The sequence below is a fragment of the Mesorhizobium sp. WSM4823 genome, assembly GCF_055811195.1.
This window is the reverse complement of the sequence record NZ_JBVVQL010000005.1, coordinates 312,260-334,920: the sequence shown is the minus strand read 5'-3', so window position 1 is coordinate 334,920 and position 22,661 is coordinate 312,260. Positions and strand designations below refer to the sequence as shown.

General features: G+C 62.6%; 22 protein-coding genes and 1 riboswitch. Of the genes, 19 read left to right on the top strand and 3 right to left on the bottom strand.

What is annotated here, in order from left to right; all coding sequences use genetic code 11:
* Positions 1-5: 5 nt before the first annotated feature.
* From cobW to AC0L26_RS16400, 3 genes are all read right to left on the bottom strand, one after another.
* A complete protein-coding gene (cobW, locus tag AC0L26_RS16410) occupies positions 6-1,043 on the bottom strand; it encodes a cobalamin biosynthesis protein CobW (RefSeq protein ID WP_473633467.1) in 1,038 nt (345 codons plus the stop codon).
* Positions 1,040-1,474 (bottom strand): DUF1636 family protein, encoded by a 435-nt coding sequence (locus tag AC0L26_RS16405; protein ID WP_473633466.1) that lies wholly within the window; start codon positions 1,472-1,474, stop codon positions 1,040-1,042. The genes cobW and AC0L26_RS16405 overlap by 4 nt, the downstream gene beginning before the upstream one ends.
* Before the next feature lie 39 nt (positions 1,475-1,513).
* Positions 1,514-1,717, bottom strand: a riboswitch (cobalamin riboswitch).
* A gap of 29 nt (positions 1,718-1,746) precedes the next feature.
* The gene (locus tag AC0L26_RS16400) at positions 1,747-2,946 is read right to left on the bottom strand and encodes a winged helix-turn-helix domain-containing protein (RefSeq protein ID WP_473633465.1); all 1,200 of its coding nucleotides are present in this window, start codon (positions 2,944-2,946) and stop codon (positions 1,747-1,749) included.
* Positions 2,947-3,279: 333 nt separating this feature from the next.
* On the opposite strand from AC0L26_RS16400, the gene AC0L26_RS16395 reads away from it, so the two are divergent.
* From AC0L26_RS16395 to AC0L26_RS16305, 19 genes are all read left to right on the top strand, one after another.
* Positions 3,280-3,645 (top strand): NADH-quinone oxidoreductase subunit A, encoded by a 366-nt coding sequence (locus tag AC0L26_RS16395; protein WP_023798850.1) that lies wholly within the window; start codon positions 3,280-3,282, stop codon positions 3,643-3,645.
* Positions 3,636-4,217 (top strand): NuoB/complex I 20 kDa subunit family protein, encoded by a 582-nt coding sequence (locus AC0L26_RS16390; protein WP_027156092.1) that lies wholly within the window; start codon positions 3,636-3,638, stop codon positions 4,215-4,217. Before AC0L26_RS16395 ends, AC0L26_RS16390 begins: the two co-directional genes overlap by 10 nt.
* Positions 4,218-4,225: 8 nt before the next feature.
* The gene (locus AC0L26_RS16385) at positions 4,226-4,831 is read left to right on the top strand and encodes an NADH-quinone oxidoreductase subunit C (protein WP_473633464.1); all 606 of its coding nucleotides are present in this window, start codon (positions 4,226-4,228) and stop codon (positions 4,829-4,831) included.
* Between the two features lie 9 nt (positions 4,832-4,840).
* Positions 4,841-6,031: an NADH-quinone oxidoreductase subunit D gene (locus AC0L26_RS16380; RefSeq protein WP_473633463.1), complete on the top strand. Its 1,191-nt coding sequence runs from the start codon at positions 4,841-4,843 to the stop codon at positions 6,029-6,031.
* Positions 6,032-7,354 (top strand): NADH-quinone oxidoreductase subunit E, encoded by a 1,323-nt coding sequence (locus AC0L26_RS16375; protein WP_473633462.1) that lies wholly within the window; start codon positions 6,032-6,034, stop codon positions 7,352-7,354.
* Positions 7,355-7,364: 10 nt separating this feature from the next.
* Positions 7,365-8,669, top strand: coding sequence for an NADH-quinone oxidoreductase subunit NuoF (nuoF, locus tag AC0L26_RS16370; RefSeq protein WP_473633461.1), 1,305 nt, complete (start codon positions 7,365-7,367; stop codon positions 8,667-8,669).
* A gap of 152 nt (positions 8,670-8,821) precedes the next feature.
* A complete protein-coding gene (locus AC0L26_RS16365; protein ID WP_473633460.1) occupies positions 8,822-9,511 on the top strand; it encodes an NADH-ubiquinone dehydrogenase in 690 nt (229 codons plus the stop codon).
* 75 nt (positions 9,512-9,586) lie between these two features.
* On the top strand, positions 9,587-11,668 hold the full coding sequence (gene nuoG, locus AC0L26_RS16360) for an NADH-quinone oxidoreductase subunit NuoG (RefSeq protein WP_473633459.1): 2,082 nt from the start codon (positions 9,587-9,589) through the stop codon (positions 11,666-11,668).
* A gap of 2 nt (positions 11,669-11,670) precedes the next feature.
* Positions 11,671-12,714 (top strand): NADH-quinone oxidoreductase subunit NuoH, encoded by a 1,044-nt coding sequence (nuoH, locus tag AC0L26_RS16355; RefSeq protein WP_095483491.1) that lies wholly within the window; start codon positions 11,671-11,673, stop codon positions 12,712-12,714.
* On the top strand, positions 12,714-13,205 hold the full coding sequence (nuoI, locus tag AC0L26_RS16350; RefSeq protein WP_473633458.1) for an NADH-quinone oxidoreductase subunit NuoI: 492 nt from the start codon (positions 12,714-12,716) through the stop codon (positions 13,203-13,205). Before nuoH ends, nuoI begins: the two co-directional genes overlap by 1 nt.
* Before the next feature lie 213 nt (positions 13,206-13,418).
* A complete protein-coding gene (locus tag AC0L26_RS16345; protein ID WP_292395718.1) occupies positions 13,419-14,039 on the top strand; it encodes an NADH-quinone oxidoreductase subunit J in 621 nt (206 codons plus the stop codon).
* 1 nt (position 14,040) lies between these two features.
* Positions 14,041-14,349: an NADH-quinone oxidoreductase subunit NuoK gene (gene nuoK, locus AC0L26_RS16340; RefSeq protein WP_006335669.1), complete on the top strand. Its 309-nt coding sequence runs from the start codon at positions 14,041-14,043 to the stop codon at positions 14,347-14,349.
* An 11-nt stretch (positions 14,350-14,360) separates the two neighbouring features.
* Positions 14,361-16,334, top strand: coding sequence for an NADH-quinone oxidoreductase subunit L (gene nuoL / locus AC0L26_RS16335; protein ID WP_352932050.1), 1,974 nt, complete (start codon positions 14,361-14,363; stop codon positions 16,332-16,334).
* Positions 16,334-17,839, top strand: coding sequence for an NADH-quinone oxidoreductase subunit M (locus AC0L26_RS16330; RefSeq protein ID WP_352932048.1), 1,506 nt, complete (start codon positions 16,334-16,336; stop codon positions 17,837-17,839). Before nuoL ends, AC0L26_RS16330 begins: the two co-directional genes overlap by 1 nt.
* A gap of 18 nt (positions 17,840-17,857) precedes the next feature.
* Positions 17,858-19,294: an NADH-quinone oxidoreductase subunit NuoN gene (gene nuoN / locus AC0L26_RS16325; RefSeq protein WP_473633457.1), complete on the top strand. Its 1,437-nt coding sequence runs from the start codon at positions 17,858-17,860 to the stop codon at positions 19,292-19,294.
* Positions 19,295-19,298: 4 nt separating this feature from the next.
* Positions 19,299-20,120: a biotin--[acetyl-CoA-carboxylase] ligase gene (locus tag AC0L26_RS16320; protein WP_473633456.1), complete on the top strand. Its 822-nt coding sequence runs from the start codon at positions 19,299-19,301 to the stop codon at positions 20,118-20,120.
* Positions 20,121-20,171: 51 nt separating this feature from the next.
* Positions 20,172-21,842, top strand: coding sequence for a ribonuclease J (locus AC0L26_RS16315; protein WP_473633455.1), 1,671 nt, complete (start codon positions 20,172-20,174; stop codon positions 21,840-21,842).
* 98 nt (positions 21,843-21,940) lie between these two features.
* Positions 21,941-22,345, top strand: a complete 405-nt coding sequence (gene mce / locus AC0L26_RS16310; RefSeq protein WP_473633454.1) for a methylmalonyl-CoA epimerase — start codon at positions 21,941-21,943, stop codon at positions 22,343-22,345.
* Entirely contained in the window at positions 22,342-22,623 is a 282-nt protein-coding gene (locus tag AC0L26_RS16305) for a DUF1467 family protein (RefSeq protein WP_473633453.1), read from the top strand. Before mce ends, AC0L26_RS16305 begins: the two co-directional genes overlap by 4 nt.
* The last annotated feature ends 38 nt before the right edge of the window (positions 22,624-22,661 follow it).

The following is a 22,661-nucleotide window of genomic DNA, read 5'->3' as shown; positions in this document are numbered from 1 at the left end:
TGAGGTCAGCCGGCGAGGATACGTTCGATGGCCGGGCGGTTCAGCCCTTTCAGGCCGATGACAACGAGGCGCGAGCGGCGGTCATCTTCAGCGGTCCAGGCGCGGTCGTAATAATGATTGACCCGCGGCCCGACAGCCTGCAGCAACAGCCGCATCGGCTTGCCGCCGACCTCGACGAAACCCTTGACGCGCAGCACATTTTCTTCCTTCGCCGCCGTGGCGACGCGCAAAGCCAGCTCATCGGGATTGGCGATCGACGGAATATCGATGACGAAGGAATCGAAGTCGTCGTGCTCGTGGTCGAGCTCGTCGTCGTGATGGGTCTTGCGGTTCTCGATGTCGTCCTCGACGGCGAGGCCGAGGCCGAGCAGCACAGATGGATCGACCTTACCCTGCGAGGCCGGCACGATCTTGACGGCACGCGCGGCGTGCTCACCGATGATGGCATTGGCACGCGCCGAGCCGGCGGCATCCATCAAATCGCTCTTCGACAATATGATCAGGTCGGCGCAAGCGAGCTGGTCCTCGAACACTTCCTCGACCGGATCGTCGTGGTCGAGCGTCTCGTCCTGCGCGCGCTGCGCCTGCAGGGCGTCCATGTCGTTGGCGACGCGGCCTTCGGCCAGCGCCGGTCCGTCGACCACGGCAATGACGCCGTCGACCGTCACCCGGCTCTTGACCGTCGGCCACTGGAAGGCCTGGACTAGCGGTTTGGGCAGAGCCAGCCCAGAGGTCTCGATCAGGATATGGTCGACCTTCGGCGTCAAAGACAGGATCTGGTCGAGCGCCGGGACGAAATCATCGGCGACGGTGCAGCAGATACAGCCATTGGCCAGTTCGACGATGTTTTCCTCGGGGCAGGTGTCGATGCCGCATCCCTTCAGGATCTCGCCGTCGATGCCGATGTCGCCGAACTCGTTGACGATGATGGCTAGCCGCTTGCCACCGGCGTTTTCCAGCAGATGGCGGATCAGCGTCGTCTTGCCGGCGCCGAGGAAGCCGGTGACGACGGTGCAGGGCACGCGGGAGAGGGAAGCGGTCATATCTGATCCTTCAAAAGGTCGAGGGGAGGGATGCGGGCGACGAGGCCGCGCTTCAGGCAATCGGGGCGGCCGCGCCATGGAATGAGGCCATCGGTCGAGGTGGCGAAGAGCTTTGCGCCGGCGACGAGATCGGCGCCGCTGGTCGCGGTCAGGTCGCCGAAGACATAGCTCCAGCAGCCGTCGCGCAGGATCGCGGCGCTCAGCCGGCGCTTGCAGTTGCCGAGGCACTCGACGGTGCGGATACGGATATTCTCGCCTGATGCAGCGCGGCGCGTGTCTTCGGCAAGCAGTTCGCCGGCGCGGGGATGGCCGTCGGAGCCGGTCTCGTCACGGCAGGAGGCGCAGACGATCACGGTGACGCCGGCCAAGGTATCACAATCGCCGGACAATACGTCCGCTGTCTCAGCTGGAAAACTGCTGTCGCGTTCCAAATCAGGCTCCTTGCCCGGAAAACCCGCCAGGCGATCGGATTCTTTAAGTCCTAGACGGCAGGTCTCCTGGCTCGCGGGTCATCGCCTTGGTGCCGCCTTCCCGGGACCGTCCCAGTGGTTTTCGGCCTTGGCTCGTCGCTTACAGTTGCGGGGACAGCCGCGGATTTGAAATCGAGATTTCGCACCGCATTCCCTCTTGGCTCCTCCCTTTGCCGAGAGGAGACCGTCTGAACCGGATTTAGGCTTGTGTATGCAGGCGTGTCAACGCGTGTCTACGACGCGATGATGTCGGCCAACGCCGGACCTAGATCGCCTGCGGGCGTGACTTCAATCCGTTCCAGGCCGAGCCAGCCCTGCATCTGCTTCAATTCGTCGACCAGCGCGGCCGCCGTTTCAGGCGGCGCGCCGGGCTCGGCATAGGCCGCATGGACGCGCAGCACGCCGGCGGGGCGGTCGGCCTTGAGGTCGACGCGCGCCACGATCCTCTCGCCGAGCAGGAACGGCAGCACATAATAGCCGTATTGGCGCTTTTCGGCCGGGGTGTAGATCTCGATGCGATAGCGGAAGTCGAACAGCCTTTCCGTTCGGGAGCGCTCGAAGACAACGGGATCAAACGGAGCGAGCAACGCGCGCGCTTGGATCTTGCGCGGAAAACGGGCGTCCTTGTGAAGGTAAGCCGGCTTGCTCCAGCCTTCGACGCGCACCGGCAAAAGGTCGCCCACCTCGACCAGTTCCTCGATCCGGCCCTTGATGTCGGCGGGAGAGAGGCGAAAATAGTCACGCAGGTCGCCCGCAGTCGCGACGCCGTGGGCGCGGGCGGAAATGCGCAGCAATTCGCGATGCGCATCCTCAGGGGATGGCACCGGCAGAGCGAGCACCGCCGGCGGCAGCACCCGTTCGGGCAGATCGTAAAGCCGCTCGAAGCCACGACGCGCTGCCGTGGTGATGCGGCCGGCCCAGAACAGCCATTCGAAAGCGTGCTTGGCATCGCTCCAGCCCCACCAGCCGCCGTTTCCCTTTTGGCCTTCGAGGGCGGAAGCAGCGATCGGGCCGCGTTCGACGACCTCGCGATAAATGTCTTCAATGTAGCCGGCGCGTTCGCGGCCCCATTTGGCCAGCCCATTGTACATTTCCTCGCCACGCTCGGCCCGTTCCATGCGCCAGCGCATCAGCGGATAGGTTTCGACCGGCAGAAAGGAGGCTTCATGCGCCCAATACTCGAAGACCTTGCGCTTGCGCGTCACGGCGGCGTTATCGAGCAGCGCGAGCGGGTAGGGGCCAAGCCTGGAATAGAGCGGCATATAGTGGGCACGCACCACCGCACTGACGGAATCGATCTGCAGCAGGCCGGTCCGGCCAAGTACACGGGCCAGATGGCGGCGATCAGGCGTGCTATTAGGGCGAGGATCGGCAAAGCCCTGCGCTGCAAGCGCAATGCGCCGGGCCATGGCGAGTGAGATTTTTTCCTTCATGCAGACGGCACTCTGTTGTGGTTCGACCAAAGGTTGGGCGATGATTCCGCGCCATGCTAGCAGGGTTTTGGCGGCATCTATGTCAGGAGAGAAAAGTGGAGTAAAAACCGAAGGAAATCAACAGGAGCGGATCGGACCAGTTTATCAGGATATGCCGTCCAGCACCGTGTTTTGAACAAGGTTTGACTTGCTTCGCCGAAAGCCCTGCGCTAACCCTCGCCGCGTTGCAGCATAGAGCCCCCTAAAACGGTTCAGTGGTTAAACTGTCACGCTTCCGCAAGTGGGTCCGGTGCTGTAATCAGAGTGGATTGGCCGCCAACGGAAAGCTGCAGCATGAACGCATTGTTGAGTTCGTACCTGCCCATCGTCCTGTTCATCGGCGTGGCGCTGGTTGTCGGCCTGGCGCTGCTTGCCGCACCCTTCCTGGTGGCCTACCGCAACCCAGATCCGGAAAAGCTTTCCGCCTATGAGTGCGGCTTCAACTCGTTCGACGACGCCCGCATGAAGTTCGACATCCGCTTCTATCTGGTGTCGATCCTATTCATCATCTTCGATTTGGAGGTGGCCTTCCTGTTTCCATGGGCCGTGTCTTTCAGCCAGATCGGCATGCTCGGTTTCTGGTCGATGATGGTGTTTCTGGCGGTGCTGACCATCGGCTTTGCCTATGAATGGAAGAAAGGAGCGCTGGAATGGGATTGAGCGACAATTCCGGCACGCTCGTCGCGCCGAAGCCAAAGGGCATTCTCGACCCCAGCACCGGAAAGCCGGTGGGGGCGAATGACCCTTTCTTCCTCGAGATCAACAACGAGCTGGCCGACAAGGGTTTCCTCGTCACCTCGACCGAGGCGCTGATCACCTGGGCCCGCAGCGGCTCGCTGATGTTCATGACCTTCGGTCTTGCCTGCTGTGCGGTCGAGATGATCCATACCTCGATGCCGCGCTATGACAGCGAGCGCTTCGGCGTCGCACCGCGCGCGTCACCGCGCCAGTCCGACATCATGATCGTTGCCGGCACGCTGACCAACAAGATGGCGCCGGCGCTGCGCAAGGTCTATGACCAGATGCCGGAGCCGCGCTACGTCATCTCGATGGGTTCCTGCGCCAATGGCGGCGGCTATTACCACTATTCCTATTCGGTGGTGCGCGGCTGCGACCGCGTCGTGCCGGTCGACATCTACGTGCCCGGCTGTCCGCCGAGCGCGGAGGCGCTGCTCTACGGCATCCTTCTGTTGCAAAAGAAGATACGCCGCACCGGCACGATCGAGCGGTGAGCGGTATGATGAGCCTGTCGTTGAATGAACTCTCGACCTATCTCGGCGAGAAGCTGAGCGGCCGGATAAGCGATGCGGTGTTTGCCTATGGCGAACTCACCATCTCGGTCGAGCCGCATGACCTGATCGAGGTGGTGACATTCCTGCGCGACGATAAAAACTGCCAATTCATCTCGATCATCGATGTGTGCGGCGCCGATTATCCGTCGCGGGCCAAGCGCTTCGACGTCGTCTATCATCTGCTGTCGCCGAAGCAGAATATTCGCATCCGCATCAAGGTCCAGGCCGACGAGGAAACCGTGGTGCCGTCGATCACCGGCGTTTATCCCGGCGCCGACTGGTTCGAACGCGAAACCTACGATCTCTATGGTGTGCTGTTCTCCGGCCATCCCGATCTCAGGCGGATTCTGACCGATTACGGCTTCGAAGGCCATCCGCTGCGCAAGGATTTCCCGCTGACCGGTTTCGTCGAGGTGCGCTACGACGACGAGGCCAAGCGGGTCATCTACGAGCCGGTCGAGCTCAAGCAGGAATTCCGCAATTTCGATTTTCTCTCGCCATGGGAAGGGACGGACTACGTCTTGCCGGGCGACGAAAAAGCCAAGACGAATTGAGGCGCCAGAATGGCTGAAACCTCCGTCCGCAATTTTAACATCAACTTTGGACCGCAACACCCTGCAGCGCATGGTGTTTTGAGGCTGGTTCTGGAGCTCGATGGCGAAGTCGTCGATCGCGTCGATCCGCATATCGGACTGTTGCATCGCGGCACTGAAAAGCTGATCGAAGCCAAAACCTATCTGCAGGCCGTGCCCTATCTCGACCGGCTCGATTACTGCGCGCCGATGAACCAGGAGCATGCCTTTGCGCTTGCCGCAGAGCGGCTGCTCGGCATCGAGGTGCCGAAGCGCGGCCAGCTGATCCGCGTGCTCTATTGCGAGATAGGCCGCATCATGTCGCACATCCTCAATGTGACGACACAGGCGATGGATGTCGGCGCGCTGACGCCGCCGCTGTGGGGCTTCGTTGAGCGCGAAAAACTCATGGTGTTCTACGAACGCGCCTCGGGTTCGCGCATGCATGCGGCCTATTTCCGGCCCGGCGGCGTCCACCAGGACCTGCCGCAGAAGCTGGTCGAGGATATCGGCAACTGGATCGATCCGTTCCTGAAATCACTCGACGATCTCGACGCATTGCTGACCGGCAACCGCATCTTCAAGCAGCGCAATGTCGACATCGGCACCGTCTCGCTGGCCGATGCCTGGGCCTGGGGCTTTTCCGGCGTCATGGTGCGCGGATCCGGCGTCGCCTGGGATCTGCGCAAGTCGCAGCCCTATGAATGCTATGCCGAGATGGATTTCGACATTCCGGTCGGCAAGAACGGCGATTGCTACGACCGCTATCTCGTGCGCATGGAGGAGATGCGCCAGTCGGCGAAAATCATGCGTCAGTGCGTCGATCTGCTGCTCGGCAAGGAAGGCAGCGGGCCGGTGTCGAACCTCGACGGCAAGGTGGTGCCGCCGAAGCGTGCGGCGATGAAGCGCTCGATGGAAGCGCTGATCCATCATTTCAAGCTCTACACCGAGGGCTACCGCGTGCCGGCAGGCGAGGTCTATGCGGCGGTCGAAGCGCCGAAGGGCGAGTTCGGCGTCTATCTCGTCTCCGACGGCACCAACAAGCCCTACCGCTGCAAGCTGCGCGCGCCCGGCTTCGCTCATCTGCAAGCCATGGATTTCCTGTGCCGTGGCCACATGTTGGCCGACGTCACCGCCGTGCTTGGCTCCCTCGACATCGTGTTTGGTGAGGTCGATCGCTAAATGTCAGTCCGCCGTCTCGCAGAAGCCAGCCTCCAGCCAGCCTCCTTCGCCTTCAACCGGGCGAATGCGGCGGCGGCGAAGCAATGGATCAAGAAGTATCCGAAGGGCCGCGAGCAATCCGCGATCATCCCGTTGCTGATGCTGGCGCAGGAGCAGGAAGGCTGGGTGACCAAGGCGGCGATCGAGACGATCTCCGACATGCTCGACATGCCTTATATCCGAGGGCTGGAAGTCGCGACCTTCTACACGCAGTACCAGCTCAATCCTGTCGGCACCCGCGCGCATATTCAGGTCTGCGGCACCACGCCCTGCATGCTGCGCGGCTCGGAAGCGCTGATGGACGTGTGCCGGTCCAAGATCCACCACGACCAGTTCCACACCAACGACAAGGGCACGTTGTCCTGGGAAGAGGTCGAATGCCTCGGCGCTTGCGTCAACGCGCCGATGGTGATGATTTTCAAGGACACGTTCGAGGATTTGACGCCGGAGCGGCTTGCCGAGATCATCGACCTCTATGATGCCGGCAAGGGCGCCTCGGTGACGCCGGGGCCGCAGAACGGCCGCATCACCTCCGAGCCGCTTACTGGCCTGACGACGCTGAAAAGCGAAAAGGCAATCCTCAAGACGACCCGCGACAAGGAAGCCAAGGCAGCGGCCAAGGCCGCGCAAGGTGCAGCGTCGACTGTCGCCGCCGCGCCGGCAGCCCCGGTCGCGCCGGCATCGGCTGCCCCCGTTGCGCCATCGAAAGCCAGCAAGCCGAAGACCGATGCGCCTGAAACCAGCCCGGCGCTGGAGTCGCCTTCGGCCACAAAGGTCGCACCAGAGACCGAAAAGGCGGCAAGCGTCGCCGCACCGCGGCATTCGGCTGCCAACGCCAACAAGGCCGCGCCGGAGGTCGAAAAGGTTTCGAAACAGCGTAGCGGCCCCAAGAGCAAGGCTGAGCCAGCGGCTGCTTTCAAGGCGCCGGAGTTGAAGGAGGCGCCGTTCGGCGCTGCCGGCAAAAAAACCGGCGCCAAGACGACCAATGCCAAACCTTCACTCGAGGACAAGAATCGCCCGGCCGGCATCGCAAGGCCGGCACTGGTCGACGATCTCAAGCTGATCTCAGGCGTCGGTCCGAAGATCGAAGGCATCCTGCATTCGCTTGGCATCTTCACTTATGCGCAAGTCGCGTCCTGGAAGAAGGCCGAGCGCGAGTGGGTCGACGGCTATCTCAGCTTCCACGGCCGCATCGACCGCGAAGACTGGGTCAAGCAGGCCAAGGCGCTCGCCAAGGGCGGGGTCGCCGAATATATCCGCGTCTTCGGCAAGAAGCCGGTCTGAGGAACGAACAATGCTTCAGGATAGAGACCGCATCTTCAACAACATCTACGGCCTTTTCGACAAGTCGCTGGCCGGCGCGATGGCGCGTGGCGCCTGGGACGGCACGCCCGGCATCATCGCCAAGGGGCGCGAGTGGATCGTCAACGAGATGAAGGCCTCGGGCCTGCGCGGCCGCGGCGGCGCTGGTTTCCCGACCGGGCTCAAATGGTCGTTCATGCCCAAGCAGAGCGACGGCCGGCCGAGCTATCTCGTCGTCAATGCCGACGAATCCGAACCCGGCACCTGCAAGGACCGCGATATATTGCGCCACGACCCGCACACGCTGGTCGAGGGCTGCCTGATTGCCGGCTTCGCCATGGGCGCGGTCGCCGCCTACATCTATGTGCGCGGCGAGTTCATCCGCGAGCGCGAGGCGCTGCAGCGCGCCATCGACGAGGCCTATGAGGCCAAGCTGATCGGCAAGAACAACATTTCCGGCTACGATTTCGACATCTACATGCATCATGGCGCCGGCGCCTATATCTGCGGCGAGGAGACGGCGCTGCTCGAAAGCCTCGAAGGCAAGAAGGGCCAGCCGCGGCTGAAACCGCCATTCCCGGCCAATGTCGGCCTCTACGGCTGCCCGACGACGGTCAACAATGTCGAATCCATTGCCGTGGCGCCGACCATCCTGCGCCGTGGCGCTGCCTGGTTCTCGTCCTTCGGCCGGCCCAACAATGTCGGCACAAAGCTGTTCTGCATCTCCGGCCACGTCAACAATCCGTGCACCGTCGAAGAGGCGATGTCGATCCCGTTCCGCGAGCTGATCGAGACGCATTGCGGCGGCATCCGCGGCGGCTGGGACAATCTGCTGGCGGTCATTCCAGGCGGCGCTTCGGTGCCGCTGGTGCCGGCCGAACAGATCATCGACGCGCCGATGGATTTCGATGCGCTGCGCGACCTGAAATCGGGTCTCGGCACGGCTGCCGTCATCGTCATGGACAAGTCGACCGATATCGTGAAGGCGATCGCCCGGCTTTCCTACTTCTACAAGCACGAGAGCTGCGGCCAGTGCACGCCTTGCCGCGAAGGCACCGGCTGGATGTGGCGGGTGATGGAACGGCTGGTGCGCGGCGAGGCCCAGAAGCGTGAGATCGACATGCTGCTCGACGTGACCAAGCAGGTGGAGGGCCACACGATCTGCGCGCTGGGCGATGCGGCGGCATGGCCGATCCAGGGCCTGATGCGGCATTTCCGCGGCGAGGTGGAGCGGCGTATCGACGAGTTTTCGCGCAATGCGCACCGGGCAGAGCCGGTGATGGTGGCGGCGGAATAGACAAGAATTCGAAGCGGGCAAACGCCCGATTTGAGATACGGGCAAACGCCCGATTTGAAATACGAGCGAGAGCTCGATTTGAAATACGAGCGAAGGCTCGATTTGAGGAAACAGGCTCGGGGCATACGGAAGAAACGACCAGGAGACCACCTATGTCGCTGAATTCGAAACCCGATCATTTGACGCCAGATTTGGACCCGTTCGAGAAGATGAACCAGGACCTGACCAGGATGATGCCGAAGGAGATGGCGAACGCCGTCAATCTCCTGGCGCACCCTGTCGCGGGTGCGGCAGCGATGTCGGCGCTCGGCATCGGGCTTGCCAATCATGCCTTTGGCGTATGGATGGGCGCGCTCTCGGGCGCCGCCGAGGCCTCGCAGCGCCTGTTCCAGCCGATCGTTGACGATTTCGAGGCCAGGGTCGAACGCTTTTCCGAGACGGGAACGAGTTCCTCGACCAAGGCGCGCGCGGCGACGAAAACCTTGATTGCCGAGGCGCAGTCCTTCGCCAGGGACGTGAATGACATAGCGGCAAACAGCATGGATGATGCACGAAGCGTGGTGGATACGGCTGCCGAGCCGACCAGGTTGATGCCGGAGGACTTCAAGCAGCCCAAAGCCATGGAAAAGCCGGCCAATCCGGCCGATCTCAAGGCGATATCCGGCATCGGGCCGAAGCTGGAAAAGGTGCTGAACAGCTTGGGCATCTGGACCTACGGCCAGATCGCGGCATGGACGCCGGAAGAGATTGCCTGGGTCGACGATTATCTGTCGTTCAACGGCCGCATCGACCGCGACGACTGGCTTGGCCAGGCGGCGGCGTTGGCCGAGGCCAAACATTGAATTGAATACGTGGCGCGGCTTCGGCTGTGGCCCGGGAAGAAAGATTGCGGAACGTCCGCAGGGGTTTGAGACGACATGGCAAAGCTCAAGGTCGACGGGAAAGAGATTACTGTACCCGACCACTACACGCTGCTGCAGGCGGCCGAGGACGCTGGTGCGGAAGTGCCGCGCTTCTGCTTCCATGAGCGGCTGTCGATCGCCGGCAATTGCCGCATGTGCCTGATCGAGGTGAAGGGCGGCCCGCCCAAGCCCCAGGCGTCCTGTGCCATGGGCGTGCGCGACCTGCGTCCTGGCCCGAATGGCGAAACGCCGGAAATCTTCACCAACACGCCGATGGTCAAGAAGGCCCGGGAAGGCGTGATGGAATTCCTGCTGATCAACCATCCGCTCGATTGCCCGATCTGCGACCAGGGCGGCGAATGCGACCTGCAGGACCAGGCGATGGCGTTCGGCGTCGATTCTTCGCGCTATCACGAGAACAAGCGGGCGGTCGAAGACAAATATATCGGGCCGCTGGTCAAGACGATCATGAACCGCTGCATCCATTGCACGCGCTGCGTCCGCTTCACCACCGAGATCGCCGGCATTTCCGAGCTCGGCCTGATCGGCCGCGGCGAGGACGCCGAGATCACCACCTATCTCGAAAGCGCGATGACATCGGAACTGCAGGGCAACGTCATCGATCTTTGCCCGGTCGGCGCGTTGACCTCCAAACCCTACGCCTTCCAGGCGCGGCCGTGGGAGCTGACCAAGACCGAATCCATCGACGTGATGGATGCCGTCGGTTCGGCGATCCGCGTCGATTCGAGAGGCCGCGAGGTGATGCGCATCCTGCCGCGCACCAACGAGGCGGTGAACGAGGAGTGGATTTCCGACAAGACCCGCTTCATCTGGGATGGCTTGCGCACCCAGCGTCTCGACCGGCCATACGTACGCAAGGACGGCAAGCTGGCCCCGGCAAGCTGGGCCGAGGCTTTTTCCGCGATCAAGGACGCGGTGTCGAACGCAGTGCCCGACAAGATCGGCGCGATCGCAGGCGATCTCGCCGCCGTCGAGGAAATCTATGCGCTGAAGCTGCTGATGGCCTCGCTCGGCTCGAAGAACACCGACTGCCGTCAGGATGGTGCCGCGCTCGATCCGTCGCTCGGCCGGGCAAGCTATATCTTCAACCCGACGATCGAGGGCATCGAGCAGGCCGACGCGGTGCTGATCATCGGCGCCAATCCGCGCTTCGAGGCGTCCTTGCTCAACGCCCGCATCCGCAAGCGCTGGCGGGTCGGCAACCTGCCGGTCGGCGTCATCGGCGATGTCGGCGACACGCGCTACGACTATGAGCAGCTCGGCGCCGGACCGGAATCGCTGAAGGAGCTGGCCGACGGCAACGGCAAGTTCTTCCAGGTGCTGAAGAAAGCGACGCATCCGCTTATCATCGTCGGCCAGGGCGCGCTGGCACGGGCCGATGGCGCGGCCGTGCTTGGCCAGGCGGCGAAGCTTAGCCTGGCCGTCAACGCCGCGAGGGCCGACTGGAACGGCTTTTCCGTGCTGCACACTGCGGCGGGGCGTGTCGGTGGTCTCGATGTCGGCTTCGTGCCGGGCGAGGGCGGCAAGGACGTCGCCGGCATGCTGGGCGATACGGACGTGCTGTTCCTCCTCGGCGCCGACGAGATCGACATAGCCAAGACCGGCGGCGCCTTTGTCGTCTATATCGGCACGCATGGCGATCAGGGCGCGCACCGCGCCAACGTCATTCTGCCGGGTGCCGCCTACACCGAAAAGTCGGGCACCTACGTCAACACCGAGGGCCGCGTGCAGCAGACCAATCGCGCCGGCTTCGCGCCGGGCGATGCGCGTGAGGACTGGGCGATCCTGCGGGCGCTGTCGGATGTGCTCGGCAAGAAGCTGCCGTTCGATTCGCTGCCGCAGCTTCGCGCAAAACTCTATTCAGAATACCCGCATCTCGCCCGCATCGACCAGGTCGCGGCCGGTAACGCTGACGATATCGCCGAGGTGGCGAAGCTCGGCGGGCGGCTGAACAAGGGCGCCTTCACCTCGCCGGTCGAGGATTTCTACCTGACCAACCCGATCGCGCGGGCCTCCGCCGTGATGGCGGAATGCTCGGCGCTGGCGAAAAACGGCTTCAGGCAGGCGGCGGAATAAGCATGGACACCTTCTTCTCCTTCTACGTGCTGCCGGCGCTGATCATCCTGCTGAAGTCGGTCGTGCTGATCGTCGTGCTGTTAATCTTCGTCGCCTACATCCTGTACGCGGACCGCAAGATCTGGGCGGCGGTTCAGTTGCGCCGTGGCCCAAACGTCGTCGGCCCATGGGGCACGCTGCAGGCTTTCGCCGACCTGCTGAAGTTCGTGTTCAAGGAGCCGGTGATCCCCTCCGGCGCCAACAAGGGCGTTTTTCTGCTGGCGCCTTTGGTGTCGGCGGTGCTGGCGATCTCGGCCTGGGCGGTTATTCCGGTCAACGAGGGCTGGGCGATCGCCAACGTCAATGTCGGCATCCTCTATGTCTTCGCCATCTCCTCGCTCGAAGTCTATGGCGTGATCATGGGCGGCTGGGCGTCCAACTCGAAATATCCATTCCTCGGCGCGCTGCGCTCGGCCGCGCAGATGGTGTCCTACGAAGTCTCGATCGGCTTCGTCATCGTCACCGTGCTGCTTTGCGTCGGCTCGCTCAACCTGTCCGATATCGTGCTGTCGCAGCAGGATGGGCTGGGCACCCGGGTTGGCCTGCCCAACACCTTCCTCGACTGGCATTGGCTGTCGCTGTTCCCGATGTTCGTCATCTTCTTCATCTCGGCGCTGGCCGAGACGAACCGGCCGCCTTTCGACCTTGTCGAAGCAGAATCGGAACTCGTCGCCGGCCATATGGTCGAATATTCGTCGACGCCGTTCCTGCTGTTCTTCCTCGGCGAGTATGTCGCCATCGTGTTGATGTGCGCGCTGGCCACCATCCTGTTCCTCGGCGGCTGGCTGCCTCCCTTCGACTTCGCTCCCTTCACCTGGGTGCCGGGCCTGATCTGGTTCGTTCTCAAGGTCTGCCTGGTGTTCTTCATGATCTCGATGGTGAAGGCCTTCGTGCCGCGCTACCGCTACGACCAGCTGATGCGGCTCGGCTGGAAGGTCTTCCTGCCGATCTCGCTGGCGATGGTGGTGATTGTCGCCGCGTTCCTCAAGATCACGGGGTTTGCGTGATGTCCGCTCTATCCCAAGCCGCCAAGTCGCTGCTGCTGCAGGACTTCGTCAGTGCATTCTTCCTGTCGATGCGCCAGTTCTTCGCGCCGAAGGAGACGATCAACTATCCGCATGAGAAGGGGCCGACCAGTCCGCGCTTCCGCGGCGAGCATGCGCTGCGCCGCTATCCGAACGGCGAGGAACGCTGTATCGCCTGCAAATTGTGCGAGGCGATCTGCCCGGCGCAAGCCATTACCATCGAGGCCGGCCCGCGCCGCAATGACGGCACGCGCCGCACTGTGCGCTACGACATCGATATGGTGAAGTGCATCTATTGCGGCTTCTGCCAGGAGGCCTGCCCGGTAGACGCCATTGTCGAGGGGCCGAATTTCGAATTCGCGACCGAAACGCGCGAGGAACTTTACTACGACAAGGACAAGCTGCTGGCCAATGGCGACCGCTGGGAGCGCGAACTGGCGCGCAACCTCTCGCTGGATGCGCCGTACCGCTGACATTTGACGCATGGACGAGGCGAGCGGCCTCGTTCAGAGGATGATCCCGAAAAGGTACATCCTCCGGAATTGAAAGTGTCGCATGTTTTCTTTCGATCCGGGTCTTTCAACCCGGTCGAAACATGCGATAGGAACACGCAACTTGCCGGCCGGAGGCGGTGGCAAACATCGAACAGGACGAACGTCCTGTTTGGACAGGAACCGGGGGAACCCATGCTGAGTGGACTAGAGGCGGCCTTTTTCTACCTCTTCGCCTTTATCGCGGTGGCGTCGGCGTTCATGGTCATTTCGGCGCGCAATCCGGTGCACTCGGTGCTGTTCCTGATCCTGACCTTCTTCAACGCCGCCGGCCTGTTCATGCTGACCGGCGCAGAGTTCCTGGCGATGATCCTGCTCGTCGTCTATGTCGGCGCGGTCATGGTGCTGTTCCTGTTCGTCGTCATGATGCTCGACGTCGATTTCGCCGAAATGAAGGAAGGTGCCCTGCAATATGCGCCGATCGGCGCGCTGGTCGGGCTGATCCTGGCGGCTGAGCTGATCGTCGTGCTTGGTGGCTATACGTTCGCGCCGCAACTGGCCGCGACGGTCTCAAAGCCCATTCCGGACCTTGCCGCGCGCTCGAACACGGCAGCGCTCGGCGACATCCTCTATACCGACTACCTCTACTACTTCCAGGTTGCGGGCCTCATACTGCTGGTCGCCATGATCGGCGCCATCGTGCTGACGCTGCGCCATAAGCCGGGCGTCAAGCGGCAGTCGATCGCTGCTCAGGTCGGCCGCACGCCGGCAACGGGAATGGAAATCCGCAAGGTCAAGACGGGCGAAGGAATCTGAGATGACCGTCGGCATCGCACATTATCTGACCGTATCGGCGATCCTGTTCACGCTCGGCGTGTTCGGCATTTTCCTCAATCGCAGGAACATCATCGTCATCCTGATGTCGATCGAGCTGATCCTGCTCGCGGTCAACATCAATTTCGTCGCCTTCTCGGCAGCACTCGGCGATCTCGTCGGACAGGTATTCGCGCTGTTCGTGCTGACGGTCGCGGCGGCTGAAGCGGCGATCGGCCTCGCCATTCTCGTCGTCTTCTTCCGCAACCGCGGTTCGATCGCGGTCGAAGACGTGAACATGATGAAGGGTTGACGGAAACCACCATGTATCAGGCCATCGTCTTCCTTCCGCTGCTCGGCTTCCTGATCGTCGGCCTGTTCGGCACGTCGCTCGGCGCCAAGGCGTCCGAATACATCACCTCAGGCTTCCTGGTGATATCAGCCGTGCTGTCTTGGGTCGCCTTCTTCTCGGTCGGCTTCGGCGAGGGCGAGGTATTCACCGTGCCGGTGATGCGCTGGATCCAGTCAGGCGGGTTAGAGGCGGCATGGGCGCTCAGGATCGACACGCTGACGGTGGTGATGCTGGTCGTGGTCAACACGGTCTCGGCGCTGGTCCACATCTACTCGATTGGCTACATGCATCACGACCCGAACCGGCCGCGCTTCTTCGCCTATCTGTCGTTGTTCACCTTCGCCATGCTGATGCTGGTGACATCGGACAACCTCGTGCAGATGTTCTTCGGCTGGGAGGGCGTCGGCCTCGCCTCCTACCTGCTGATCGGCTTCTGGTACAAGAAGCCGTCGGCCAATGCCGCCGCGATCAAGGCCTTCGTCGTCAACCGCGTCGGCGATTTCGGCTTTGCGCTCGGCATCTTCGGCGTGTTCGTGCTGTTCGGGTCGGTCAATCTCGGCACCATCTTCGCTAATGCGGCGACGTTCATCCCGGCCGAAGGCGCACCGCAGGGTGCTGCCGTGCTGACCTTCCTCGGCTATGCGCTCGACAAGCAGGCTGCGATGACCGTCGTTTGCCTGCTTTTGTTCATGGGCGCCATGGGCAAGTCGGCACAGGTGCCGCTGCACACCTGGCTGCCTGACGCCATGGAAGGCCCGACGCCGGTCTCGGCGCTTATCCATGCCGCCACCATGGTGACGGCCGGCGTGTTCATGCTGGCGCGGCTGTCGCCGCTGTTCGAACTGTCGCATTCGGCGCTGATCGTGGTCACCTTCATCGGCGCCTTCACCGCTTTCTTCGCGGCAACCGTCGGCCTCGTCCAGAACGACATCAAGCGCGTCATCGCCTATTCGACCTGCTCGCAGCTCGGCTACATGTTCGTGGCGCTCGGCGTCGGCGCCTATGGCGCGGCCATCTTCCATCTGTTCACGCATGCCTTCTTCAAGGCGCTGCTGTTCCTCGGCTCCGGCTCGGTGATCCATGCCGTCTCCGATGAGCAGGACATGCGCAATATGGGCGGCCTCAGGACGCTCATCCCGAAGACGTACTGGATGATGGTGATCGGCACGCTGGCGCTGACCGGCGTCGGCATTCCGGTGACGGTCATCGGCACCGCCGGCTTCTTCTCCAAGGACGCGATCATCGAAAGCGCTTTTGCCGCGCACAATCCGGTCGCCGGCCTTGCCTTCGTGCTGCTGGTCGTCGCCGCCTGCTTCACCAGCTTCTACTCCTGGCGGCTGATCTTCATGACCTTCCACGGCCAGCCGCGGGCGAGCCACGAGGTCATGCACCATGTCCATGAATCGCCGCCGGTCATGCTGGTGCCGCTGTTCATCCTGGCGGTGGGCGCTCTGTTCGCCGGCGTGATCTTCCATGGCGCCTTCATCGGCGAGGGCTATGCCGAGTTCTGGAAGGCGTCGCTGTTCACGCTGCCGGAAAACCACATCCTGCACGACATGCACGAAGTGCCGTTGTGGGTGAAGCTGGCGCCGTTCGTCGCCATGCTGATCGGCTTTGCGATTGCCTGGCAATTCTACATCCGCGCGCCGGAGATGCCGAAGAACCTGGCGGCGCAGCATCGCGGGCTCTACGCCTTCCTGCTCAACAAATGGTATTTCGACGAGCTGTACGATTTCCTGTTCGTGCGGCCGGCAAAACGCCTGGGCCACTTCCTATGGAAGACCGGCGACGGCACTGTCATCGACGGGCTCGGTCCGGACGGCATTTCGGCGCGCGTCGTCGACGTCACCAACCGGGTCGTCAAGCTTCAGACCGGCTATCTCTATCACTATGCCTTCGCCATGCTGATCGGCGTTGCCGCATTCGTCACCTGGATGATGCTCTGATGACCGCCTGGCCGATCCTCTCGCTGGTCACCTTCCTGCCGCTGGTTGGTGTGCTGCTCATCCTGTTCGTGCGTGACGACAGCGAAAATGCCCGCCGCAACATTCGCGCCATCGCTTTGTGGACGACCAGCATCACCTTCATCATCTCGCTGTTCATCTGGACCGGCTTTGACAATTCCGAACCCGGCTTCCAGTTCGTTGAGAAGGTTGCCTGGCTGGATTCCGGCATCTCCTACCATATGGGCGTCGACGGCATCTCCATGCTGTTCGTCATCCTGACCACCTTCCTGATGCCGCTCTGCATCCTGGCTTCGTGGGAATCGATCGAGAAGCGCGTCAAGGCCTACATGATCGCCTTCCTGTTGCTGGAGACGCTGATGATCGGCGTGTTCTGCGCGCTGGATATCGTTTTGTTCTACGTCTTCTTCGAAGCCGGCCTGATCCCGATGTTCATCATCATCGGCGTGTGGGGCGGCAAGCGGCGCGTCTACGCCTCGTTCAAGTTCTTCCTCTACACGCTGGCCGGCTCGGTGCTGATGCTGCTCGCCATCATGGCGATGTTCTTCCAGTCCGGCACCACCGACATCCCGACGCTGCTGACGCACAACTTCCCGGCCACCATGCAGACCTGGCTATGGCTGGCCTTCTTCGCGTCGTTCGCCGTGAAGATGCCGATGTGGCCGGTGCACACCTGGCTGCCGGATGCCCATGTCGAGGCGCCGACGGCCGGTTCGGTGATCCTGGCCGCCATCCTGCTGAAGATGGGCGGTTATGGCTTCCTGCGGTTCTCGCTGCCGATGTTTCCGATCGCCTCGGAGATGTTCGCGCCGCTGGTCTTCGCGCTGTCCGTCGTCGCCATCATCTACACTTCGCTGGTGGCGCTGATGCAGGAGGACATGAAGAAGCTGATTGCCTATTCGTCGGTCGCTCATATGGGCTTCGTCACCATGGGCATCTTCGCGATGAACCAGGAAGGCGTCCAGGGGGCGATCTTCCAGATGCTGTCGCACGGCCTGGTCTCCGGCGCACTGTTCCTGTGCGTCGGCGTCATCTACGACCGCATGCACACGCGCGACATCGACGCCTATGGCGGGCTGGTCAACAACATGCCGAAATACGCCACCGTGTTCATGATCTTCACCATGGCCAATGTCGGCCTGCCCGGCACCAGCGGCTTCGTTGGCGAGTTCCTGACCATGCTCGGCGTGTTCCGGGTCAACACCTGGGTGGCGTTCTTCGCCGCCACCGGCGTTGTCCTGTCGGCGGCCTATGCGCTCTGGCTCTATCGCCGGGTGATCTTTGGCGCGCTGACCAAGGACAGCTTGAAAAATCTGCTCGACCTGTCGGCGCGCGAGAAGGTGATCATCTATCCGCTGGTCGTGCTGGTCATCTTTTTCGGCGTCTACCCGGCGCCGGTCTTCGACGCGACTGCCGAATCGGTCAAGGCGCTGGTTACCAATGTCACCGCATCCATCGACGCCGCGCAGACCGCGGCGGCGAACTGACTGGGAGGTTTGCGAACCATGACGCCGGACCTTCTCTCCAGCCTCTCGCTCTCGACACCAGAGCTGATCCTTGCCATCGGCGCCCTGGCGCTGCTGATGCTGGGCGCCTATTCGCGCGCCAACACGACAACCACAGTGAGCGGCCTTGCCGTCGCCGTCCTGGTGGTAGCCGGCGTCTGGACGATCTTTTCAACCGGGCAGGGCAATGCCTACGGCGAAGCCTTCGTCCAGGATCCCTTCGCCCGTTTCATGAAAGTGCTGGCGCTGATCGGGTCGGCGGTCACGCTGGTCATGTCGATGCGCTTCGCCAAGGCGGAGCATTTCGACAAATTCGAATATCCGGTGCTGATCCTGCTGTGCACGCTCGGCATGATGCTGATGATCTCGGCCAACGGCATGATCGGGCTCTATCTCGGCCTCGAATTGCAGTCGCTGGCGATCTATGTGCTGGCGGCGATCAACCGCGACAATCTGCGCTCGACCGAGGCGGGATTGAAATATTTCGTCCTTGGCGCGCTGTCGTCGGGCATGCTGCTTTACGGCATCAGCCTCGTCTACGGTTACACCGGCAATACCGGGTTCCAGGAGATCGCCGCGGCGCTAGGAGGCGGCGAGCGCCAGCTTGGCCTCGTCTTCGGCCTGGTCTTCGTGCTGGCGGGCCTTGCCTTCAAGATATCGGCGGTGCCGTTCCATATGTGGACGCCGGACGTCTATGAAGGCGCCCCGACACCGGTGACGGCCTTCCTCGCGGCGGCGCCGAAAATGGCGGCGATGGCGCTGATCGTGCGCGTCACCATGGGTGCGTTCAAACCGATCGCCGCCGACTGGCAGCAGATCATCGTCTTCATCTCGATCGCGTCGATGGCTCTCGGCGCGTTCGCGGCCATCGGCCAGACCAACATCAAGCGGCTGATGGCCTATTCCTCGATCGGCCATATGGGCTACGCGCTGGTCGGCCTCGCCGCCAACAGCCAGGCCGGCGTGCGTGGCGTCGCCATCTACATGCTGATCTATCTGGTGATGACGCTCGGCACCTTCGCCTTCATCCTCGCCATGCGGCGCAAGGAGGGCAATGTCGAGCAGATCGGCGATCTGGCCGGCCTGTCGTCGACCAATCCGATTATGGCGACGATCCTCACCATCCTGATGTTCTCGTTGGCCGGCATCCCGCCGCTCGCCGGCTTCTGGGGGAAGTGGTACGTGTTCCTCGCCGCCATCAATGCCAATCTCTACGCGCTGGCGATCATCGGCGTGCTGGCCTCGGTGGTGGGCGCCTATTATTATCTGCGCATCATCAAGATCATGTGGTTCGACGAACCGGTCGGCGGCTTCGTGCCGATGGCGACCGAGCTTCGCGTCGTGCTCGGCGTCTGCGGCGCCTTCGTGCTGTTCTACGTGCTGATCGGCGGGCCGATCGGCACCTATGCCGAAGCCGCCGCCAAGACATTTTTCTGACAGGATGGCATTTCGGCTGGCCCCAACAGCGGCGTCGGAAGGGTTCCGGCTCGAGGCACATGACACGGTCGGTTCCACCAATGCGCTGGCGCTGGAGCATGCGCGGGCGGGAGACCCGGGCAAGCTCTGGGTCGTTTCGAAAAAACAGGAAAGCGGGCGTGGCCGGCGCGGCCGGGTGTGGGCGACGCCCGAGGGCAATCTTGCGGCGACGCTGCTGGTGGTCACCAATGCCGATCTTCGCTTGGCCGCGACGCTCGGCTTCGTTGCCGGCCTGGCGCTTGCCGATGCGCTCGACGCCGTCGTGCCGAAGGGCAGGATAGCAATCGGCCTCGACGGCGGCAGCGATGGGAAGAACCGTTTCGAGCTGAAATGGCCGAACGATGTGCTCGCCTCCGGTGCCAAGCTTGCCGGCATCCTGCTGGAATCGGCGATGCTTGAAGGCGATCGCTTCGCAGTGGCGGTCGGCATCGGCGTCAATGTTGTGGCATACCCAGAGGATTTGCCTTATCCCGCGACATCGCTTAGCGCGCTGGGCGCTGCCTGCGATGCCGAGACCTTGTTTTTGGCGCTGTCGGATGCCTGGGCCGAGAATGCGCGGCTGTGGAATGAGGGGCGTGGGCTTTCCGCCGTCAGGCGGCGCTGGCTGGCGCGCGCGGCAGGGCTTGGCGGGCAGGTTGCTGTCAGAATTGACGGTAATGTGGTGCGCGGGACGTTCGAGACCATTGACGAGGACTGCCGTTTCGTGATCCGCGACGATGAGGGTTCGGTTCTGACGATCGCCGCCGGCGATGTGCATTTTGGCGCGGTCGCGTCGGCTCAGGTTTGACGGGCCCAGATTTTGACGGGCTTGGTTTGACCGGCCAGGAAAGGAAAGATCATGGCGAAAGCTGAAAACGCCGAACTCGTCTTCGTGCCGCTCGGCGGCGTCGGCGAGATAGGCATGAATTTCGCCCTCTATGGCTACGGGCCGGCCAATGCGCGCGAATGGATTGTCGTCGATGTCGGCGTCACCTTTCCCGATGCCAGCCTGCCTGGCGTCGACCTGGTGCTGCCCGACACGCGCTTCATCGAGGAGAACATCGCCAATCTGCGCGGCATCGTCATCACGCACGCGCATGAGGACCATTACGGCGCGCTGCTCGACACATGGCCGAAGCTCAAGGCGCCGGTCTGGATGACGCCGTTCGGTGCCGGATTGCTGGAAGCCAAGCGGCAGGGCGAGCAAGGCGCACCGAAAATCCCGTTGACGATCTACCGGGCCGGCGAAAAATTCACCATCGGCCCGTTCGAGATCGAGGCCATTCCCGTCGCGCATTCCATTCCCGAGCCGATGTCGCTGGCGATCACCTCGCCGGCCGGCACCGTCATCCACACCGGCGACTGGAAGATCGATCCGGCGCCGACGATCGGGCCGATGACCGACGAGGCCCGCTTCCGCGCCTATGGCGACAAGGGCGTGCTGGCGCTGATCTGCGATTCCACCAATGCGCTGCGGGAAGGGGAGTCGCCATCGGAAGTGGCGGTGGGCGAAGGCCTCAAGGGCGTCATCCAGAGCGCCAAGGGCCGTGTCGCGGTCACCACTTTTTCCTCCAATGTCGGGCGCATCGTCTCCATTGCCAGGGCGGCAAGGGACGCCGGCCGACAGTGCCTGGTGCTCGGCCGCTCGCTGAAGCGCGTCATCGATGTTGCCGGTGAGCTCGGCTATATGGACGGGCTCCCCGAATTCATCGCCGAGGAGGATTTTGGTTTTATTCCGCGTGAAAACCTCGTCATCATCTGCACGGGCAGCCAGGGCGAGCCGCTTGCGGCACTGGCGAAACTGTCACGCGAGGAGATGAAATCGGTGTCGCTGACGGCAGGCGACACAGTGGTGTTTTCCTCGCGCACCATTCCCGGCAACGAGAAAGGGATCCTCGAGATCAAGAATCGCCTCATCGATCTCGGTATCAAGATTATCGAGGACGGCGATGCGCTGGTGCATGTCTCCGGACATCCGCGCCGCAGCGAATTGCGTAAGATGTATGAATGGGTACGCCCGCAGATCGGCGTTCCCGTGCATGGCGAGGCGGCGCATCTGGTGGCGCAGGGCTCGCTGATGTCGACGTCGGGCATCGGCCAGGTGGCGCAGGTGCGCGACGGCGACATGCTGAGGCTTTATCCAGGTGCTGCCACGATCATCGATCAGGTGCCGTTCGGCCGTATCTACAAGGACGGCAGGCTGATCGGCACCGACCAGGCGATGGGTATTCGCGACCGGCGCAAGCTGTCCTTTGCCGGTCATGTGGCGGTCAATGTCGTGCTCGACGATAAATATGAACTCGCCGGCGATCCCGATCTGGTCGCCATCGGCGTCGCCGAGGCCGACGCCCGCGGCGAGAGCCTGGAAGATCTGATGATCGATGCGGCAATCGGCGCCGTGGACTCCATCCCCCGTCAGCGCCGAAAAGACCTCGACCTCGTGCAGGAGGCAGTGCGCCGCGCCGTCCGCGGCGCCGCCAACGAAGCCTGGGGCAAGAAGCCGCTGGTGACAGTGTTCGTCACAAGGTAAGGGAATAGGCAATAGGGCAGTACGGCAGTAGGGGGAGAAAGTAGTTTTTCCCTACTCCCATACTGCCCTATTGCCTTACTGCCCTAAGGACGCAGTCAATGCTCGGACGCCTGAACCATGTCGCGCTTGCCGTGCCGGATCTGGCCGCGGCGGCAGCGGCCTATCGCGATACGCTCGGCGCTCGGGTGACCGCCCCGCAGGCGCTGCCTGAGCATGGCGTAACGGTGGTGTTCGTCGACGTCGGCAACACCAAGATCGAATTGCTGGAGCCGCTCGGGGAGGGGTCGCCGATCGCGGCATTTCTTGAGAAGAACCCCTCGGGCGGCATGCATCATGTCTGCTACGAGGTCGATGACATTCTTGCCGCACGTGATCACCTCAAGGCCAGCGGTGCCCGCGTCCTCGGCGACGGTAACCCGAAGACCGGCGCGCATGGCAAGCCGGTGCTGTTCCTGCATCCCAAGGATTTCTTCGGCACACTGGTCGAACTGGAGCAAGCATGAGCTGGGTTTCGTTTATCGCCCTGTTCTTCATCACATGGTGGGTGGTGCTGTTCGCCGTGCTGCCGTTCAGCATGAGGACGCAGGACGAGGATCAGGACGTGACGCTGGGCACGGTCCACAGCGCGCCGCGCGGACCGCATATGCTGCGCGCCATGCTGCGGACGACGATCGTCACGATGGTTCTTCTTGGCATCTTCTATGGCATTACGAGGGGGCTCGGCCTCGGCATCGACGATATCCCGCACATCGTGCCGGATTTCAGCCAGAGCCCGCGTTAGCATAGCCGGCAACGCATTATCCGTCGTCCTGAACGCGA

Bases quoted from the DNA above. Each gene is read 5' to 3' on its own strand.
- cobW (WP_473633467.1), bottom strand. From the start codon at position 1,043: ATGACCGCTTCCCTCTCCCGCGTGCCCTGCACCGTCGTCACCGGCTTC.
- AC0L26_RS16400 (WP_473633465.1), bottom strand. From the start codon at position 2,946: ATGAAGGAAAAAATCTCACTCGCCATGGCCCGGCGCATTGCGCTTGCA.
- AC0L26_RS16395 (WP_023798850.1), top strand. From the start codon at position 3,280: ATGAACGCATTGTTGAGTTCGTACCTGCCCATCGTCCTGTTCATCGGC.
- AC0L26_RS16390 (WP_027156092.1), top strand. From the start codon at position 3,636: ATGGGATTGAGCGACAATTCCGGCACGCTCGTCGCGCCGAAGCCAAAG.
- AC0L26_RS16385 (WP_473633464.1), top strand. From the start codon at position 4,226: ATGAGCCTGTCGTTGAATGAACTCTCGACCTATCTCGGCGAGAAGCTG.
- AC0L26_RS16380 (WP_473633463.1), top strand. From the start codon at position 4,841: ATGGCTGAAACCTCCGTCCGCAATTTTAACATCAACTTTGGACCGCAA.
- AC0L26_RS16375 (WP_473633462.1), top strand. From the start codon at position 6,032: ATGTCAGTCCGCCGTCTCGCAGAAGCCAGCCTCCAGCCAGCCTCCTTC.
- nuoF (WP_473633461.1), top strand. From the start codon at position 7,365: ATGCTTCAGGATAGAGACCGCATCTTCAACAACATCTACGGCCTTTTC.
- AC0L26_RS16365 (WP_473633460.1), top strand. From the start codon at position 8,822: ATGTCGCTGAATTCGAAACCCGATCATTTGACGCCAGATTTGGACCCG.
- nuoG (WP_473633459.1), top strand. From the start codon at position 9,587: ATGGCAAAGCTCAAGGTCGACGGGAAAGAGATTACTGTACCCGACCAC.
- nuoH (WP_095483491.1), top strand. From the start codon at position 11,671: ATGGACACCTTCTTCTCCTTCTACGTGCTGCCGGCGCTGATCATCCTG.
- nuoI (WP_473633458.1), top strand. From the start codon at position 12,714: ATGTCCGCTCTATCCCAAGCCGCCAAGTCGCTGCTGCTGCAGGACTTC.
- AC0L26_RS16345 (WP_292395718.1), top strand. From the start codon at position 13,419: ATGCTGAGTGGACTAGAGGCGGCCTTTTTCTACCTCTTCGCCTTTATC.
- nuoK (WP_006335669.1), top strand. From the start codon at position 14,041: ATGACCGTCGGCATCGCACATTATCTGACCGTATCGGCGATCCTGTTC.
- nuoL (WP_352932050.1), top strand. From the start codon at position 14,361: ATGTATCAGGCCATCGTCTTCCTTCCGCTGCTCGGCTTCCTGATCGTC.
- AC0L26_RS16330 (WP_352932048.1), top strand. From the start codon at position 16,334: ATGACCGCCTGGCCGATCCTCTCGCTGGTCACCTTCCTGCCGCTGGTT.
- nuoN (WP_473633457.1), top strand. From the start codon at position 17,858: ATGACGCCGGACCTTCTCTCCAGCCTCTCGCTCTCGACACCAGAGCTG.
- AC0L26_RS16320 (WP_473633456.1), top strand. From the start codon at position 19,299: ATGGCATTTCGGCTGGCCCCAACAGCGGCGTCGGAAGGGTTCCGGCTC.
- AC0L26_RS16315 (WP_473633455.1), top strand. From the start codon at position 20,172: ATGGCGAAAGCTGAAAACGCCGAACTCGTCTTCGTGCCGCTCGGCGGC.
- mce (WP_473633454.1), top strand. From the start codon at position 21,941: ATGCTCGGACGCCTGAACCATGTCGCGCTTGCCGTGCCGGATCTGGCC.
- AC0L26_RS16305 (WP_473633453.1), top strand. From the start codon at position 22,342: ATGAGCTGGGTTTCGTTTATCGCCCTGTTCTTCATCACATGGTGGGTG.